This is a genomic window from Kibdelosporangium persicum, assembly GCF_013280595.1.
Lineage (GTDB): Bacteria > Actinomycetota > Actinomycetes > Mycobacteriales > Pseudonocardiaceae > Kibdelosporangium > Kibdelosporangium persicum.
Genome location: NZ_JAAATY010000037.1, coordinates 72,981 through 88,247, shown reverse-complemented (window position 1 = coordinate 88,247; position 15,267 = coordinate 72,981). Strand labels below are relative to the sequence as shown.

Annotated in this window: 14 protein-coding genes; 9 read left to right on the top strand and 5 right to left on the bottom strand. The window is 67.0% G+C overall.

Annotated features, from left to right (window positions below; all coding sequences use genetic code 11):
• Nucleotides 1-19 precede the first annotated feature (19 nt).
• The 3 genes from GC106_RS40515 to GC106_RS40505 all read right to left on the bottom strand — a co-directional run bounded on the left by GC106_RS40515 (nt 20) and on the right by GC106_RS40505 (nt 3,397).
• The gene (locus GC106_RS40515; protein ID WP_312872492.1) at nt 20-1,402 is read right to left on the bottom strand and encodes an IS1380 family transposase; all 1,383 of its coding nucleotides are present in this window, start codon (nt 1,400-1,402) and stop codon (nt 20-22) included.
• A 152-nt stretch (nt 1,403-1,554) separates the two neighbouring features.
• Nucleotides 1,555-2,193 carry a class I SAM-dependent methyltransferase gene (locus GC106_RS40510; protein ID WP_173141486.1) on the bottom strand — a complete coding sequence of 213 codons (639 nt, stop codon included), beginning with the start codon at nt 2,191-2,193 and terminating at the stop codon, nt 1,555-1,557.
• Between the two features lie 31 nt (nt 2,194-2,224).
• On the bottom strand, nt 2,225-3,397 hold the full coding sequence (locus GC106_RS40505) for a cytochrome P450 (protein ID WP_312873265.1): 1,173 nt from the start codon (nt 3,395-3,397) through the stop codon (nt 2,225-2,227).
• A gap of 89 nt (nt 3,398-3,486) precedes the next feature.
• On the opposite strand from GC106_RS40505, the gene GC106_RS40500 reads away from it, so the two are divergent.
• Complete coding sequence (locus GC106_RS40500; RefSeq protein WP_173141484.1) at nt 3,487-4,101, top strand: TetR/AcrR family transcriptional regulator; 615 nt, start codon at nt 3,487-3,489, stop codon at nt 4,099-4,101.
• A 540-nt stretch (nt 4,102-4,641) separates the two neighbouring features.
• Nucleotides 4,642-5,499 carry a DUF8757 domain-containing protein gene (locus GC106_RS40495; protein ID WP_173141483.1) on the top strand — a complete coding sequence of 286 codons (858 nt, stop codon included), beginning with the start codon at nt 4,642-4,644 and terminating at the stop codon, nt 5,497-5,499.
• Here the strand turns inward: GC106_RS40495 and GC106_RS40490 are convergent.
• Nucleotides 5,485-5,937 (bottom strand): DUF488 domain-containing protein, encoded by a 453-nt coding sequence (locus GC106_RS40490; RefSeq protein WP_173141482.1) that lies wholly within the window; start codon nt 5,935-5,937, stop codon nt 5,485-5,487. The genes GC106_RS40495 and GC106_RS40490 overlap by 15 nt on opposite strands.
• Nucleotides 5,938-6,398: 461 nt before the next feature.
• On the opposite strand from GC106_RS40490, the gene GC106_RS40485 reads away from it, so the two are divergent.
• From GC106_RS40485 to GC106_RS40455, 7 genes are all read left to right on the top strand, one after another.
• Nucleotides 6,399-6,890 (top strand): SigE family RNA polymerase sigma factor, encoded by a 492-nt coding sequence (locus GC106_RS40485; protein ID WP_173141481.1) that lies wholly within the window; start codon nt 6,399-6,401, stop codon nt 6,888-6,890.
• The gene (locus tag GC106_RS40480; RefSeq protein WP_173141480.1) at nt 6,887-7,660 is read left to right on the top strand and encodes a hypothetical protein; all 774 of its coding nucleotides are present in this window, start codon (nt 6,887-6,889) and stop codon (nt 7,658-7,660) included. Before GC106_RS40485 ends, GC106_RS40480 begins: the two co-directional genes overlap by 4 nt.
• 646 nt (nt 7,661-8,306) lie before the next feature.
• Nucleotides 8,307-8,810, top strand: a complete 504-nt coding sequence (locus GC106_RS40475) for a MarR family winged helix-turn-helix transcriptional regulator (protein WP_173141479.1) — start codon at nt 8,307-8,309, stop codon at nt 8,808-8,810.
• A 277-nt stretch (nt 8,811-9,087) separates the two neighbouring features.
• A complete protein-coding gene (locus tag GC106_RS48420; RefSeq protein WP_246367938.1) occupies nt 9,088-9,321 on the top strand; it encodes a hypothetical protein in 234 nt (77 codons plus the stop codon).
• 26 nt (nt 9,322-9,347) lie between these two features.
• Entirely contained in the window at nt 9,348-10,226 is an 879-nt protein-coding gene (locus tag GC106_RS40465; protein ID WP_217281565.1) for a phytanoyl-CoA dioxygenase family protein, read from the top strand.
• A gap of 17 nt (nt 10,227-10,243) precedes the next feature.
• Nucleotides 10,244-12,166: an asparagine synthase (glutamine-hydrolyzing) gene (asnB, locus tag GC106_RS40460; RefSeq protein ID WP_173141478.1), complete on the top strand. Its 1,923-nt coding sequence runs from the start codon at nt 10,244-10,246 to the stop codon at nt 12,164-12,166.
• Nucleotides 12,167-12,474: 308 nt separating this feature from the next.
• Nucleotides 12,475-14,397: a S53 family peptidase gene (locus GC106_RS40455; RefSeq protein ID WP_173141477.1), complete on the top strand. Its 1,923-nt coding sequence runs from the start codon at nt 12,475-12,477 to the stop codon at nt 14,395-14,397.
• 114 nt (nt 14,398-14,511) lie between these two features.
• Here GC106_RS40455 and GC106_RS40450 read toward each other — a convergent pair whose 3' ends face one another.
• The gene (locus tag GC106_RS40450; RefSeq protein WP_376777816.1) at nt 14,512-15,219 is read right to left on the bottom strand and encodes a DUF2306 domain-containing protein; all 708 of its coding nucleotides are present in this window, start codon (nt 15,217-15,219) and stop codon (nt 14,512-14,514) included.
• Nucleotides 15,220-15,267 lie beyond the last annotated feature (48 nt).

Sequence of the window (15,267 nt, the reverse complement as noted above, 5' to 3'; positions counted from 1 at the left end):
GGGGTGCCTTGGTGGGTGGTCAATGCTGGAGTGGGGGTGGGGAGTGTGCCCGGTCGAACAGCAGTAGCCAGGCGTTGCGGTGGGGCCAGTGGGTGGGCAGGCGCAGGGTGGTGCGGCGTGCTTGGCGGGTGAGTTGGGCGGCCACGGTGATCAGGGTGCGGCGCAGGGTGGTGGTGTGGGCGCGGGCGAAGCGTCCGGTGGCCAGGCAGCCGGTGGCGCGCAGGAGGTTGTGGGTGATGGTGGCCAGGATCAGCCAGGCGGCGTTGGCGATGAAGGCGTGTGACGGGAAGTGGGTCAGGGTGCTGGTGGCGAGTTGGCCCAGGACGTGTTCGATGCTGCCGGCTCGTTGGCGGTGGCAGGCCTCGGCTTGGGTCTTTTCGAGTGGGGAGTTGGTGAGGATGGCGTGGTAGCGGTAAGCGGGGAATAGTGGTTGTTGGTCGGTGTGCGGGGTGGTGATGGGCACGCGGCGCACGATCAGCCGGAGGGTGGCTGGTCCGGTGGGGTGCCGGGTGATGTTGGTGAGAACGGTCAGGCTGGTCTCGGCGATCTCGGCGTGGGTGATCAGCTGCCCGGTGTCCTGGTCGCGGATGGGGGTGGCGAAGGTGACCGGTTGCCAGTGTGGTTCGGGGATGTCGTGGATGGCGGCGGTGACGTTGCCGCTGTGGCGTGCGGTGATGGAAAACCATGCGCCGGCCGTGATCACCTCGGTGATGACCTCGCCGTTGAAGAACGCCGAGTCCATGCGTACCAGGATGGGGCCGGTCGCGCCGCAGGCTCGGGCGGTGGTCAGCGAGCGGCGCAGCAGGCTGGCGGCGTTGCGGGCGGAGTGGGCGTTGCCGCCGCGTAGCCGGCTGTCGAGGATCACCGGAGCGGCCAGCGGGGTGCCCAGCGTGATGAGTTGGTAGTCCAGGCCGAACAGGTTCTTGTGCCCGTACGCGGCACCTTGTTTCTTGCTGTGCACCTGCTGGGTTTTGGAATCCATGTCCACAAAGGCCAGCTGATCGACGCCGGGCAGCAGCGGGGTCTGGGCGGCCAGCCTGACCAGCACCCCGTGAGCCACGTGCTGCAACTGGGTCAGGTGACCGATGCCGAAATACCGCAGGAAGCTGCCCAGCGTGGACGGTGCCCTGATACCGTCGAACAGCAGCGGCAGCCCGCCATGGCGGATCACGTCCAGATCGTCGATCGAGTCCGCGCCACAGACCATGCCCGCCACGATCGACGCGATCTTCGCGCCGGCGTTGGCGCCGATCGAGCCACCCAGCCGGACATGCCTATCGGCCAGCTCAGACAGGCCCGCATCCTGCGCTAATCGCATCGCCGGCACCAGCCCGGCCTGCGACACCAACGTCGGATGGTCGAACCTCGCGTCAATCCCACCACGGGTATGCGATGCTTTCACTTAACAGGTGCCCTCTTCTGTGATGGCTTGTTCCCTAGACAAGAACAATCATCCCAGCTCAGAGGGCACCTGCCCGTCTACGACATACCCACCACCAACACATTCACCGGTGGATCAGGGTTCTAACCCTGATAAACACTCACGAGGAGAGCTCAGCTGCCTTCCGCGGAAGGCTTGGTCGCTGCCACCCGTTCCACCATGCCGGCTTTGAGCCGTTCCTGCCGATGGATGACAAACCCCGCCTGTTCCACCAGCGGCAGCGGCCGGCGGGTCTGGTAGTCCCCCAGCGTCCGCACGGTGAGCTTCTCCAGCAGCCACTGTCCGAAGTAGATCAACCGGTGGTGGCTGCCGACGTGGTCGAGGAGCAACAGTGTCCCGTTAGGACGCAGCACTCGATGCATTTCCGCGATGGCCGTACGTTCGTCTGGAAAACCACACAATCCGAGTGTGCACACCACAGTGTCGAATGAGGCGTCCGGAAACGGCAACGCCTGCGCGTCCCCTTCGTGCAGGTCGATGTCCTGGCCGAGGCCGGCCGCCCGGACGCGGGCCAGCTCCAGCATCGCCGGGCTGAAGTCGACGCCGGTCAGCCGCACGCCGTGCGGGTAGAGCGGCAGGTTCAGGCCGGTGCCGACAGCCACTTCCAGGACGTCGCCGTGGGCTTGCGAACAGACCCATTCGCGCCCTCCGCGGAACTGCAGTCGCTCAAAGAAGCTGATGTCGCGGTCATACCGGGGTGCGTACTGGTCCCACTTCGCTCGCAGTCGGTCGACACCATTGTCCTTGCTCATCGCGTTCTCCTCGTGAACCCAAGCCCGTAGGTCACCATCGCACGGGAAGCTCGGCTGGACCGCCGGTCAGCACGTCGTGGCGCATGGTCAACTCCTGCACGTCGACGGCCAGCCGCAGGGCCGGGAACCGGGTGGCGAGCTGGCGGAACACCACCTGCAGTTCGATGCGAGCCAAGGGAGCTCCGATGCAGTACCGGGCGCCATGGCCGAAGGTGAGGTGGTTGGCAGCCGGGCGGGTGACGTCGACCTGGTCTGGGTCGGCGAAGACGGCCGGGTCGTGGTTGGCTGCGCCGTTGTCGAGGATGACGAGTTCACCGGCGTGCACGGTGACACCGTCGATGTCCAGATCAGTCCTGGCGTAGCGGGGGATGCCGCCGCCTCTGCCGGACGCCCGCAGCAACTCTTCGACCGCGCCTGGCACCAGATCCGGGTTGTTCACCAAGGCTTGCCATTGCTCACGGTTGGCAAGCAACAGAAGGGTGCCCATGCCGATCTGCACGACCGTGGTCTCGTGCCCCGCCAGCAGTAATGCCATGGACATCCCGGCGGCTTCGAGATCCGACACCCCGTCGGTGGCGCACAGCCGCGAGATCACGTCGTCGCAGGGATTTGCCCGCTTGCGGGCCACCAACTTCCGGCCATACTCGAACAGTGCTCCCAGGCCTTGTTCGGAACGGGCCCGATCAGCGGTGTTGATCGCATCGTCCGTCCAGGCCCGGAACTGGTCACGATCCTCGTAGGGAACGCCGAGCAGCTCGCAGATCACCAGAACTGGCAGCGGCAGCGCGAGCGCCGTGTGCAGATCCACCGGCGACCCGTGCTCGGCCATGTCATCAAGCAATCTTTCCGTGAGAGCTTCCGCTCTGTGCCGCAGCGCACGCATGCGTTTGGGCGAAAAGTGCGGCTGCAACAGAGATCGCATCCGTGTGTGGTCGGCCCGCTCGGTGGCGAAGTCACCCAAAGGGCCGCCGAACAAGGCGGAATCGCCGGTTCGAGCCGCGGTCTCCGGTGCCGGATGGCCACGGCTGAGCCGGTCGTCGTCCAGCAAACGCCGCACCTGCGCATGACCGACCACCAGCCACGCCTCATCGTCCACTGCGGTACGGACCCGATGAATCACACCCCGGGACTGCAGCTCGCGCAGCTCGGGCGCTCTGCGCAACGGGTCTACCTGCTCGAACGGCAGGCGCACAGGATCACTCACCACTACCTCCATAGTTACAGATCACTTGTACAAGATGTCTTAAACAAGTTACTTGTATAGTCTGACTTGAACAAGAGGAGGTTGGTGCGATGGCGACGGAACGACGTTCCACGCAGCCGACATCGGCAACGGAAGTGGAGCGCGTCCGACGCATGCCGCGCGCCGAGCGGCGCGAACAGATCCTCGACGCGGCCACCCGCGCGTTCGCCCGCACCGGGTACGCCGCCACCAGCCTCGACGATGTGGCGTCCGAAGCAGGCGTGACGCACGTGATCCTCTATCGGCACTTCGCGTCCAAAAGCGACCTGTACCGTGCGGTACTCGACCGCGCGTGCACCCGACTCGGAGAAGCAGTCGGCACCGAGAACTACGACGAAAGCAGCCTTCCAACGCTGCTACGCGCGGCCGCCGCTGATCCCGACGGGTTCCGGCTGCTGTTCCGCCACGCCGCCAGGGAACCGGAGTTCCGCGACATCACCGACACCATCCGATGGGACTCCACCGACATCGCCTACCGCCACATCGCCGAAGCGATTCCCGACGGCGCCTGGCAGAACTGGGCAGCCCAGGTCATTCCCGCCTTCACGCTGGAAGCCGTGATCGCCTGGCTCGACACAGGCCAGCCCGACCCCGACGGCGCTGCCGAACGCATCTCCCGCGCCATCGCAGGCGTCATACGTGCCGCACAAGCTGACGCACCGTAGGCAGCTCATGAACGATCACCTGGTCGACCATCACACTTGAGTGGTCGAACGAGCGGGACGCCGCATCAACACGTGTGGGAATCACCGGTAGCGCCTCACGAGCCGATGCTCAAGGCATCTGACTCCACTCCGGGACCGATTCGGCCGATCCTCGAGTAGATCGAACAGCCGGCGATGCCTTAGGTCGTGTTTCGAATGTCCCGGTCGATGAGAGTCTGCCCCGGCCGGAGGCCGGAATCGGCTCGGTGGGGCGGTTCCTGGCGTCGCCGCGGGATCGCCGCGAATACTGGTTGTCTTTGGGCGGTCCCGCGGTGGCGTCAGGGGCCGCATCCGGCCCGGCTATCGCGATCGGGCATTTGAAACACGACCCAGGCGCCTGCTTTCCGGGCGCCGTTAACTGGCGGCTCCCACGAGGCGTGTCCACTGGCGCACGTCACCCTGACTCACAGCCGCGCACAGACGGATCACCCCTTCGGACGATCACAAAACGACAGCTTGCGAATTACGTTGAGTAGTTCACGCGCGGATCGGGGAGGTCTGATGACACAACTTCCGATTTTCGGCCAGCCACCGGACAGACCCGCTGAGAAGCCCGCCGGCGACCGGGCTGTCACGCTCCAAGTCCTGGTTACCGTGAAGGCAGCGCCCAATCCTTCGGAAAAGTACGGTGAGACAGTCTGCGTCGCCGGGCTGAGCACCGACCCAGAGCGACCAGGCTGGGTCCGCCTGTACCCGATCAACTTCCGCGAGCTCGGCCGAGACGCCAGCTTCAAGAAGTACGACATCGTGTCGGTGGAAGCAGTACCGGCAAGGCAGGACAGCCGACGAGAGAGTTGGCGACCGCGAATGCCGACACTGAAAGTCACAAATCACTTGAAGGACTGGGCTCGTCGCCGCCGTTGGCTGGACCCGGCAATCACCGAAATCACCATGTGCCGGCTGCACCGCGGCGCCACCATGGACAGCCAGTCGCTCGGACTGATCCGACCGAAGAGGATCACGGCGTTACGGATCACTCGCCACCCCGGCTGGTCATCCAGCCAGCAGGCCAAGATCGACGACTACGTCAAGCAGATCACTCTGTTCGGCAACGAGGACCGCACTCCGCTACGGGCACCGCGCTTCGCGGGCACCTACCACTACGAATGCCAAGAGCCAACCTGCCGCGGGCACAAACAGGGCTTCATCGACTGGGAGTTCGTGGCGTTCCAACTGCTTCGACTCGGCGGACTGAACGACACCGCAGCGTGCGAGCACCTCGAACGGCGATTCCTGCACAAAATGTGCGCCCCCGACCGAGACGTGGCATTCTACGTCGGCAACGTGGCTGCCCATCCCAGGACGTTCAGCGTGCTCGGCGTCTACTATCCGCCACGGCTTGCTTCAGTTTCGAGGTAGTCGGCCGGCTATCTCACCCAGCACGACGTCGCGGTGACAACGCCGTTGATCGGCCTCAAAGCACAGCACGGCGATGCATTCGTCAACAGCCAACCGCGCGAGGTCATCCAGGCTGGCTTGAGCCTCATCCGCCTCAAGCAACTCGGCGTAGCGATCCTTCGCCTGCTTGAGTTCGATCTCGTTCCCCCCGAAACCAGCACGATTCGCTTTGAGGTTTCCCAGTTCCCTGCGATGGTCGTACTCGATCCCCACTTCGGCGAGCGCATCACGCAACGCTGTCTTGCTGAATCCACGCTTGCGAGATATCGGCGTCAGCCTGACGTCGACCAGCCGAGACACCCCGCGCCGCACAAGCTCCGCGACGAACTCGTGGATGTCGCGGCCCTCGTAGCCGACGCCGAACGCCCCACTCCTAAGTCGCGTAGCGCTGCTGCTCATGGTGACACCTTGTCATGACGACGGATCCCACACGACCCCACCCCACTCGACCTGAGGTCAATTCACCTGGTCGCGTACAGCTGTCCGCCACCTCGCGCGGAGATGGCGATGACGTGGTCCGATGGTTGTGCGGCGTGGTGGGATCTCGGCATCCGTGTCTCCGCCGTCTGATCACGGTTGGCGGGTGATTTCTCCGAGGATGGGGCAGTCGCGTAGCTCGCGGGGCTTGTCCGGTCACCGTCATGGTCGATAGTCGCTGTCTATACGACCGCCTTCCCGCCCTACGCGGATCACCCGGCCGAGTGCCAGGAACAGGCGTGCCATGCCGGACGTAGTCGTGGGTGGCCGGTCCGGGCATCAGCGGCAGCATTGGTCCGGTGCGGAACGGTCCGGCGATTCCGGCGCGAGGCAACCTCCGGCGGGTGTCGTTCCGTACTAAGCGGCGACCGAGGAGGGAACCGTTGGACCGTGATCGTGAGTTCGGGGAGTACGTGGACGCGCGTGCTCTCGTGATGCGGCGCACCGCGTACCTGTTGTGCGGGGACTGGCATCGCGCCGAGGACATCGTGCAGACCGCGCTCACCAAGCTCTACGTGGCATGGCCTCGGGTACGGCGCGACGGGACCGTGGACGCGTACGCCAGGAAGGTGCTGGTGCGGTGCGCGATCGACGAAGGCCGGCGTGGCTTCCTCCGGCGGGAGGGGGCTGTTGCCGATGTGCCCGACGTGCCGGTCTCATCGGCCGCGCCGGATCTCGACGTGCGGCGCGCGCTGGCCGCGTTACCGCTGGGGCAACGCACGGTCGTGGTGCTGCGGTACTGGGAGGACCTCAGCGTCGCCGAGGTCGCCCGCCTGCTCGGCCGGACCGAAGGCACCGTCAAGAGTCAGGCCGCGAAGGGTCTCGCCGCGCTGCGCACCCTTCTCGGGACCCCGATGTTCGAGGAGCAGCGATGAACGACATCAAGCAGGTACTGACGACGGCGTTCAAGGCCGAACCACCCGTTCGGATCGACCGGGCACAGCTGATCAAGAACGGACGACGCCGGTTGCTGCGCCGGCGGATGGCGACGACCGGTGGGACGGTGTTGGCCGCGGTCGTCGTGGGCACGACGGTGTTCGTCGGCGTCGGCCAGCCGGAGCAACTTCAGCCTGGCGCACCGCCACCAACGCCCCCAACGCCCTCGACGTCGTCGTCGCGACCAACGACGTCGCCGTCGCCACGACCACCGCTGTCGGCGGGTGTGGCGCAGCAGTTCACCAAGGTGCTCGCGGAAAGCCGGATCGTGCCCGCCGAACTCGCGCTCAGGGCACCCACCGAATCTGGGAGGGCATTGCAGTTCGAACCGGAGCGCAACCACTACGAGGCCGCTGCTGATCTCGTCGACCGACATGGCAACGAGGGCACGTTGTACGTGATGGTCGCCGACAGCAGGAGAAACGACGCGAGGCCGACCTGCGCGGCGCCCAACACCTGCGTCCAGCGCGAGTTCGGTGGACGGTCGGTGCAGCTCACCACCGTGCCTTTTAGTTCCCGGGGTGAAGTACTGCTGATAGCGCACACGAGGCTGCCCAACGGCACGCAGGTCTACGCGATGACGTCCAACGTGTCGACCAACGCTGTGGAGCAGCACGGCAAGGCCAAGTCCCCGCCGACCACTCCGCACCATCTGGTCACGCTCGACCAGCTGGGCCAGATCGTCGGGCTGGCCGAGTTGAAGCTCTGAATCCTGCAGAGGTGACAGAGGACGTGACCGTGACTCGGACGCTGCTTGGACCGGCGTCCGAGTCGCGTGGACGCTTCTCCGGCTCCGCGGGATCGGAGTGGTCCCGCCCGCAACGAGCCCCGCTTCGACCGAGTCAGCGATCAGCTCCGCTCCCCCGGTGACAGCGATGCTGCTGCCGTGGCGCGACACGTCGGGCGGCGGCCGCGCTGATCGCGCTGCCCAGTAAACAGGTAAGTAGTTCCGCCTGACGTTCCGCGGGTGGACGTCGATCGTCCAGGTCAGTCCCCTGAGGACGAAGCCGGGCCCTCGGGGATCGCCGCCGCCGAACCCTTGCGCGGTGCCGCTTCCACAGTGGACGGACGAGCATGCCGCAGCCCGGCTTCACTGTGACGTCAGATCGACTTCAGGCCTCGGACCCGGGCGGCGATGGCGCGGGCGCCGTCGGAGTCGAAGGCGATGGAGTCGAACTCGTGCGGGGCGCCGGGGCGGAGGTGTGCGCGCGGTACTCGACCGACAGCATCGACACACCGCTGGCGGACACGTAAGGGTGACCAGCCCGTCGACACGCGCTCACGAGGTCACCCATCGGGCCGCGATGCCCGCCCAGCCACGGCGCACTTCGAATTCGAAGCAGTAGACTCGTGCCATGCCTGATTCGCCGCCGTCGCTCGATCCCGTGCAGCTCGGCGCTTACTTCGACCTCATCGAGGTGACCAGCCTGCTCCGGCACGCGGTCGAGCAGCAGCTGCGTGAGACCGGCGATCTCAGCTACGTGCAGTTCCAGCTCCTGGCCCGGCTCGGCGACTCGCCGACAGGCAGCCATCGCATGACCGACCTGGCCGACGGCGTCGTCTACAGCCGCAGTGGCCTGACCTATCAGGCAGGTCTGCTCGAAAAGGCGGGCCTGGTCATGCGTGCCCCCTCTCCGGACGACGAGCGGAGCATCACCGTCACCATCACCGATGCCGGACGCGCGCTGCTCGCCAAGGTGCTGCCCGGTCACATCGAGGTCGTCAGCAGCATGCTCTTCGAGCCGCTGTCGCGTGACGACGTCAAGGCCCTCGCCGGTCTGCTCGCACCGGTGCGCGACCACATGCGCTCGACGCCGCCTCGCTCAGCAGCGCCTCGCCGCCGCAGAGGCCGAGCGTGACGCCGTGTCGACGAGGCGATCCGGTGGATGAGGCGACGTAGGTCGCCCTGGACAGGGACTTGTACCGCCCGCCACCGCACACCGGCAACGAGATCCTGGTCCGGTGGCACCAATTCGCCATCCTGCGACGCCAAGTCCACAAACCACCCCTCTCCCCCACCCGGCCGCGCCTTCCTCGCCGCACCGGCAGCCCTGGGCCACTTCCTGCTCAGCCGGGCACCCGCCATCCTCGCCGCCGACGTCTTCGCAGCCCCAGGCCAGGCTGTTCGTCCTCGCCGTGATCGAACACGCCACCCGCCGCATCCGCATCCTCGGCACCACCGCTCACCCCACAGCAGCGTGGACCACCAACAGTCCGGGAACCTTCCCGACGCCGGCGCCGCCGCGGATCAGGGTTCCGGAACTCGCGCTTTTTCACACTCAACCCTCCGTCCTGGATGGACGTAGTAGGGGCAGCGGCATCGCGGACGCCACCGATGCCGGCACCAGGAGGCGGCTGGTGCGCCTTTGACGGTTATTGAGGCAAGAAGGTGACCATTGAGTACTCCGGTGATGAAGCACGCCTGGAAGTCGATGACTCTGACCGAGCGCGACCAGTTCGAGAAGGACGGCTACCTGCTGATCCGCGGCGCGCTCAGCCAAGAGGAAGTCGACTTCTACACCGCGGCGATCGACCGGGTCTACGAGACCGCGGCCGCCGAGCGGTCCAAGGAGGGGTCGTTGCACCTGCTCAGCGCGGTGCGCAACTGCCCCGAGTTGGTGAGCATGCTCGACCACCCCGCGGTCTTCGGCTACGTCTGGTCGATGCTGGGCTGGAACGCCCACGTCTACCACTCCCACATCGACGTGCACCCGCGGATCACCGAGCGGAAACCGTTCTGGTGGCACTGGCACCAGGACGGCGGGCGGCAGAACCGGGAGATCGAGACCGATCCCCGGCCGCGCCTGTCGGTCAAGCTCGCGTTCTGGCTGTCGGACGTCTCCGAGCCCGGGCGCGGCAACCTGACCATCGTGCCCGGCAGCCACAAGACGAACTGGCTGCCCGGCCCGCCCAAGCGCGACGTCGAGTGGCCGCAGCCGCCGGGCGCGATCCAGGTCACCGTCAACCCCGGTGACGTGCTGTTCTTCGACCGGCGCATCTGGCACGCCCGGTCGGACAACTACTCGGACTTCACGCGCAAGGTCGCCTTCTTCGGCTACACCTACCGCTGGATCACCATCCGCGACGAGGTCGCCGACCTGCCGCAGCAGCCGTGGTGGGACACGGTCAACCCGGTGCAGCGGCAACTGCTGGGGCACGTGGGCGACGGCAGCGGCGACCACGCGTGGGGGCACTACCCGGAAACCACACCGCTGTACGGCGAGCTGTCCGGCCGTGGCCTGCTCGACTCGAGCATCCCGGCGCTGATCCCCTGACGAGGACCTGAAAACTCATGTGCGGACTGCTCACCTATGTCAGCGCCGCCGGCGCCGCACGCGCTCACGCGAACGGCATGTCGGAAGCGTTGGAAAGCATTCACCACCGCGGTCCCGACGAGACAGTGGTACGTGTCGAGGGCGACGACGTCGTGATGGGCTTCAAACGGCTGTCCATCATCGACGTCGAGCACAGCCACCAGCCACTGAGCTACGCCGACGGCCGGTACACCATCACCTTCAACGGCGAGATCTACAACTACCTGGAGCTGCGAGCGGAACTCGCGGCCGAGGGAGCGGTGTTCGCCACCGAAGGCGACACCGAGGTGATCGTCGCGGCGTACCACCAGTGGGGGCCCGCGGCCGTCCGGCGGCTGCGCGGCATGTTCGCCTTCGTCATCTGGGACCGGCAGGATCGCGTCGCGTTCGGCGCGCGCGATCCGTTCGGGATCAAGCCGCTGTTCCACCTCGTCACCGAGCACGGCGTGTTCTTCGCCAGTGAGAAGAAGGCGCTACTGCCGTTCGCGACCTCGGGTGACACCACGATCAACCAGGCCAGCCTGGCGCACTACATGACGCTGCAGTACGTCCCCGAACCCGGCACGCTGCACCGGGACATCGGGCGGATCGGCTCGGGCGAGTGCTTCACCTACCGGCCTGGTGGTGACGGGCTCGCCATCCGGCGGTACTGGCGGGCGGAGTTCCGCCCGACACCGCAGGACCACCCGGAGGAGCTGTACCGGCGTATCCGGGAGGTCCTGCGGGAAAGCGTGCGGATCCACATGCGCTCGGACGTGCCGGTCGGGGCGTTCCTGTCCAGCGGGATCGACTCCACCGCGGTGGTGGCGCTGGCGCGCGAGGTCAACCCGCGCATCCTGACGTTCACCGCCGCGCTGGAGGTGGACGGCTACTCCGAACTGCCGGTGGCGCAGGAGTCGGCGCGGCACCTCGGGGTCACGATGCACCCGATCTCGGTGACCGCGCAGATGATGATGGACGCCCTGCCCCGGATCGTCTGGCACCTGGACGAACCGGTCGCGGACCCGGCCCTGATCCCGCTGTACTACGTGGCGCGCAAGGCAAGCGAGCACGTCACGGTGGCGCTGTCCGGCGAGGGCTCGGACGAGTTCTTCGCCGGCTACCGGGTCTACCGCGAGCCGTTGTCGCTGCGCCCGGTGTCCGGGTTGCCGGCGCCGATGCAGCGCGGCCTGCGTGCGGTGTCCAAGGCGATCCCCCAGGGGATGAAGGGAAAGAGCTTCCTCGAACGCGGTACCACGCCGATCGAGGAGCGGTACTACGGCAACGCGCGGATGTACACCGAGCAGGAGAAGGCGACGCTGCTGCGGCAGTACGACTCGTCGGTGCAGTACACCGACGTCACGGCGCCGATCTACGCAGAGGCCGCGCATTTGGGCGACGTCGAGAAGATGCAGTACATCGACGTCTACACGTGGCTGCGCGGCGACATCCTGGTCAAGGCCGACCGGATGTCGATGGCGAACTCGCTGGAGGTCCGGGTGCCGTTCCTGGACTACAACGTGTTCGACGTCGCCTCGACGATCCCCACGGACCTGAAGCTGCCGCCGCGGTCGGCCGACACGAAGTACGCCCTGCGCCGTGCGATGGAGGGCGTGGTGCCGCCGGAGATCGTCAACCGCGTCAAGCTCGGCTTCCCCACGCCGATCCGGGTGTGGCTGCGCGGCGAGATGTACGAGTGGGCCACGCACGTGCTGGACACCTCCAAGGCAGGGCACCTGATCGACCTCGGGTACGTCCGCCGCCTGCTGCACGAGCACAAGCGGGGCGCGGCGGACTACAGCCGCAAGATCTGGACCGTGCTGGTGTTCTGCCTGTGGTACGCCATCTTCGTGGAGGGCACGATCGACCCGCGGCCCGCGCCGGTGGCCTCGCAGCTGCTGAGCAAGCCGGTGGTCAGCTGACGTGCAGTGCGGGCCGGTGAGGCGCTCCACAGTGGACGTGACACGCTCGGCTCGGCCGGGCATCACGGCCCACGCCTCGACCGCGCCGTAGACCGGCGATTCCGGCCAACCGGCCGCGAGCATGCCCGTGCGGGCATGCTCGCGGCCGATGTGGCCTAAGGGCCGCCTGCCCGGCGCGGTGCCATGACCGGGCAGATTTCCCTTGCCAGCCAAGGATTCGAGCTGTTCGTGACGACGTCGGGATGTGGTAAACCTCCGCCCGCGGGCACGCGTCATACGAGTGCGTTGTTGTCGCACCAAGGAGAGACATGCGGAGAAAACGCACGCTCTACACGGCATTGGGCGTTCTCGTCGCCACAGCCGTCAGCCTTTCCGGGATCAGTACGGTTCATGCGGGCGAGCCGGGCCGGGTGCCCGTGGCACGCCTGACGGACACCCTGGCGGACCGGCTGATCCGGAAGGGCACCGACACCGGACCGACTGATCCGTCCACTCAGGTCACCGTCCAGGTGTTCCTCACCGGGGACGCCGCCGGCCTGGCCGCCTACGCCCGCGCGGTGTCCGACCCGGCCAATCCTCGCTACCGCCACTTCCTGACACCTGCCCAGACACGCGCCCGCTTCGGTCCCGCACAGCAACGGATCGACGCGGTCACGGCTTGGCTGCGCGGCACCGGTCTGTCGATCGACCAGATCAGTCACCGTGGCGTCGTCGTGCGCGGCACCGTCGCCCAGGCATCCACCGCCTTCGGCACGCGGATCAGGAACTACACGTTCTTCGGAACCCCGTTTCGCGCAGCGGTCGATCCGGTTACCGTGCCCGCCGCGGTCGGGCGCGACGTTCTCGCCGTCACAGGTCTCACCGTCCTGCGCGGGAAGCCGAAGCCGGCTTCTCCGGCCGGCGCCTTGCGTACGGAATCCGCACCACACAAGGCAGTCCGCTCAGCCGGCGCACCGGTCAACCCCTGTCCCGACCACTACGGTGACACACCGGCCACCGAGCTACCTCCTGCCTACGCGCGCCCCGTCCAATGGGCACCGTGCGGCTACACCCCGAAACAGATCCGCGACGCCTACGGAATCACCGGCACCGGCCTCACGGGCAAGGGTGTGACCATCGGCATCATCGGGTCCAGCTACGAAGCCAACGCCCTGGCCGACACGGACCGCATCTCCGCCGAGCACGGCGAACCCACCTTCGCGCCAGGCCAGTTCACCGTGCACGTCGCACCCGATGTCACCCCGGAACCGACCGGCGGCGAGTTCACCATGGACATCCAGGCCGCGCATGCGATGGCACCGGAGGCGAACATCGCCTACGTGGTCGGATCGAGCAGCACCTGGGGAGACCCTGTGCTGGACGCGATCGCCAGGGTCGTGGACGAACGCCTGGCCGACGTCGTGTCCGGATCGATCATCACCGGCTACACCCCCGGTTCGGCACCCGACGCGATCGCCGCGTATGAGCGGCTGTTCCAGGAGGCGGCCGTCGAAGGCATCACCTTCAACTTCGCCAGCGGCGACTCCGGCGGCGGCATCGTCGATGGCATGAGGACCGTCGAGTACCCCGCGTCCAGCCCGTGGGTCACCGCGGTGGGCGGCACCTCCCTCGGCATCGGCGCGGGGAACAGGCGCCTGTGGGAGATCGTCTGGGCGACCGACTACACCGACCTGTCCGCCGACGGCACTGGCTGGGACACGGAACCGCCCGGCTACCAGGGAAAGGCGACCGGTGGCGGCACCAGCACCGTGTTCGGCCAACCCTCCTACCAACAAGGTGTGGTGCCCCCGGCCTTCGCCGGCACCCCGCCCATGCGCACCATCCCTGACGTCTCCGCGCTCGCCGAGTACTACCTCGGTCTCCGCATCGGCATCACCCAGTACGACGCCGGCCGCAACATCGTCTACATCAAGAGCAACGGAGGCGGAACCAGCCTCGCCTCCCCCTTGTTCGCCGGCGTCGAAGCGCTCCTCGTGCAGAAACACGGGCCGCTCGGCTTCGCCAACCCGGCCTTCTACACCCGCGCACACACCTTCCACCGAATCAGCGACAACCTGGCGGGAACACCGAACACGATCGCCTTCGCGGTCAACTATTTCGACGGTGTCCGACTCGCCACCCCCGGCCAGTACGCCAACCACAACCTCGATTTCGTGCCCGGCTACAACACCTCGACCGGTCTCGGCTCGCCGGCCAGAACACTGATCGACTCGTTCCCACCACGGCGATAAAGACCTGAGCCGTGCGTCGACCGCTGCTGTGCGGCCGACGCACGGCTGTTCACGCCGCTGCACAAGGGGTTACGCCCTTCCGCACCCCTGGCAGGACCGGAGAACCCGCAGGAGTCACGCGGACGGCGCGGGACGGCGGGCACCGGGTTTGCGGCGTTCCAGCAGCCAGTCCGTGAGCAGTAGCAGGAGCAAGGGGCTGAGCCAGACCCCGATGCTCGCGGCGCTGTACTGCATCAGTTCCGCGCTGCCGCCGAAGGTGGTGTCCACCTGGGGCGTGAGCGCGATCGTGGCCACCACGTTGATGACTCGGCTCAGAACGATCGACATGGTGAGCGCGAAACTGCGTGACATCCACTTCCGGTGTTCGCCGTAGCGGCGCTGGCGGGCCATCCGCAGCCCGATGATCGTGACCGTGAGCCACAGCGCCGAGCCCACGAGGTTGGCCACCCGCACGGAGGGGCCGGCCGCGGTGTGCCAGCCGATGTACAGCCCGAGCAGCGCGGCGGGCAGCACCCCGCCGAAGACGTAGACCCGGCCGGTGATCCGGTGCCCGCGCCGGTGTTGTGTGCGGAACGCGGGCCAGATCTGGAAGCACGCAGTCACCATCGCGACGGTGCCGAAGAGGACGTGCGCGACGAGCAACGGGTAGTAGATCTGGTTGCCCTCCGGCGGTTCCAGGCGGGACAGGGACGGGTCGAAGGTCAGGTAGGGCGGCACCGAGAAGGCCAGGAACGCCGCGACCACCAGCAGCAGCGGCACGATCCAGGGGCGGCGCCACCAGGTTTGGGCACGGCGAGGCGGAGCCGCGGGAGGTGCGTTCATCGTGTGGGTCATGGCGATCCGTTCGTGACGAGGCGGGACAAAAACTAC

Excerpts from the sequence above, each read along its gene's own strand:
- GC106_RS40510 (WP_173141486.1), bottom strand. The coding sequence starts at position 2,193 with ATGAGCAAGGACAATGGTGTCGACCGACTGCGAGCGAAGTGGGACCAG.
- GC106_RS40500 (WP_173141484.1), top strand. The coding sequence starts at position 3,487 with ATGGCGACGGAACGACGTTCCACGCAGCCGACATCGGCAACGGAAGTG.
- GC106_RS40495 (WP_173141483.1), top strand. The coding sequence starts at position 4,642 with ATGACACAACTTCCGATTTTCGGCCAGCCACCGGACAGACCCGCTGAG.
- GC106_RS40490 (WP_173141482.1), bottom strand. The coding sequence starts at position 5,937 with ATGAGCAGCAGCGCTACGCGACTTAGGAGTGGGGCGTTCGGCGTCGGC.
- GC106_RS40480 (WP_173141480.1), top strand. The coding sequence starts at position 6,887 with ATGAACGACATCAAGCAGGTACTGACGACGGCGTTCAAGGCCGAACCA.
- GC106_RS40475 (WP_173141479.1), top strand. The coding sequence starts at position 8,307 with ATGCCTGATTCGCCGCCGTCGCTCGATCCCGTGCAGCTCGGCGCTTAC.
- asnB (WP_173141478.1), top strand. The coding sequence starts at position 10,244 with ATGTGCGGACTGCTCACCTATGTCAGCGCCGCCGGCGCCGCACGCGCT.
- GC106_RS40455 (WP_173141477.1), top strand. The coding sequence starts at position 12,475 with ATGCGGAGAAAACGCACGCTCTACACGGCATTGGGCGTTCTCGTCGCC.
- GC106_RS40450 (WP_376777816.1), bottom strand. The coding sequence starts at position 15,219 with ATGAACGCACCTCCCGCGGCTCCGCCTCGCCGTGCCCAAACCTGGTGG.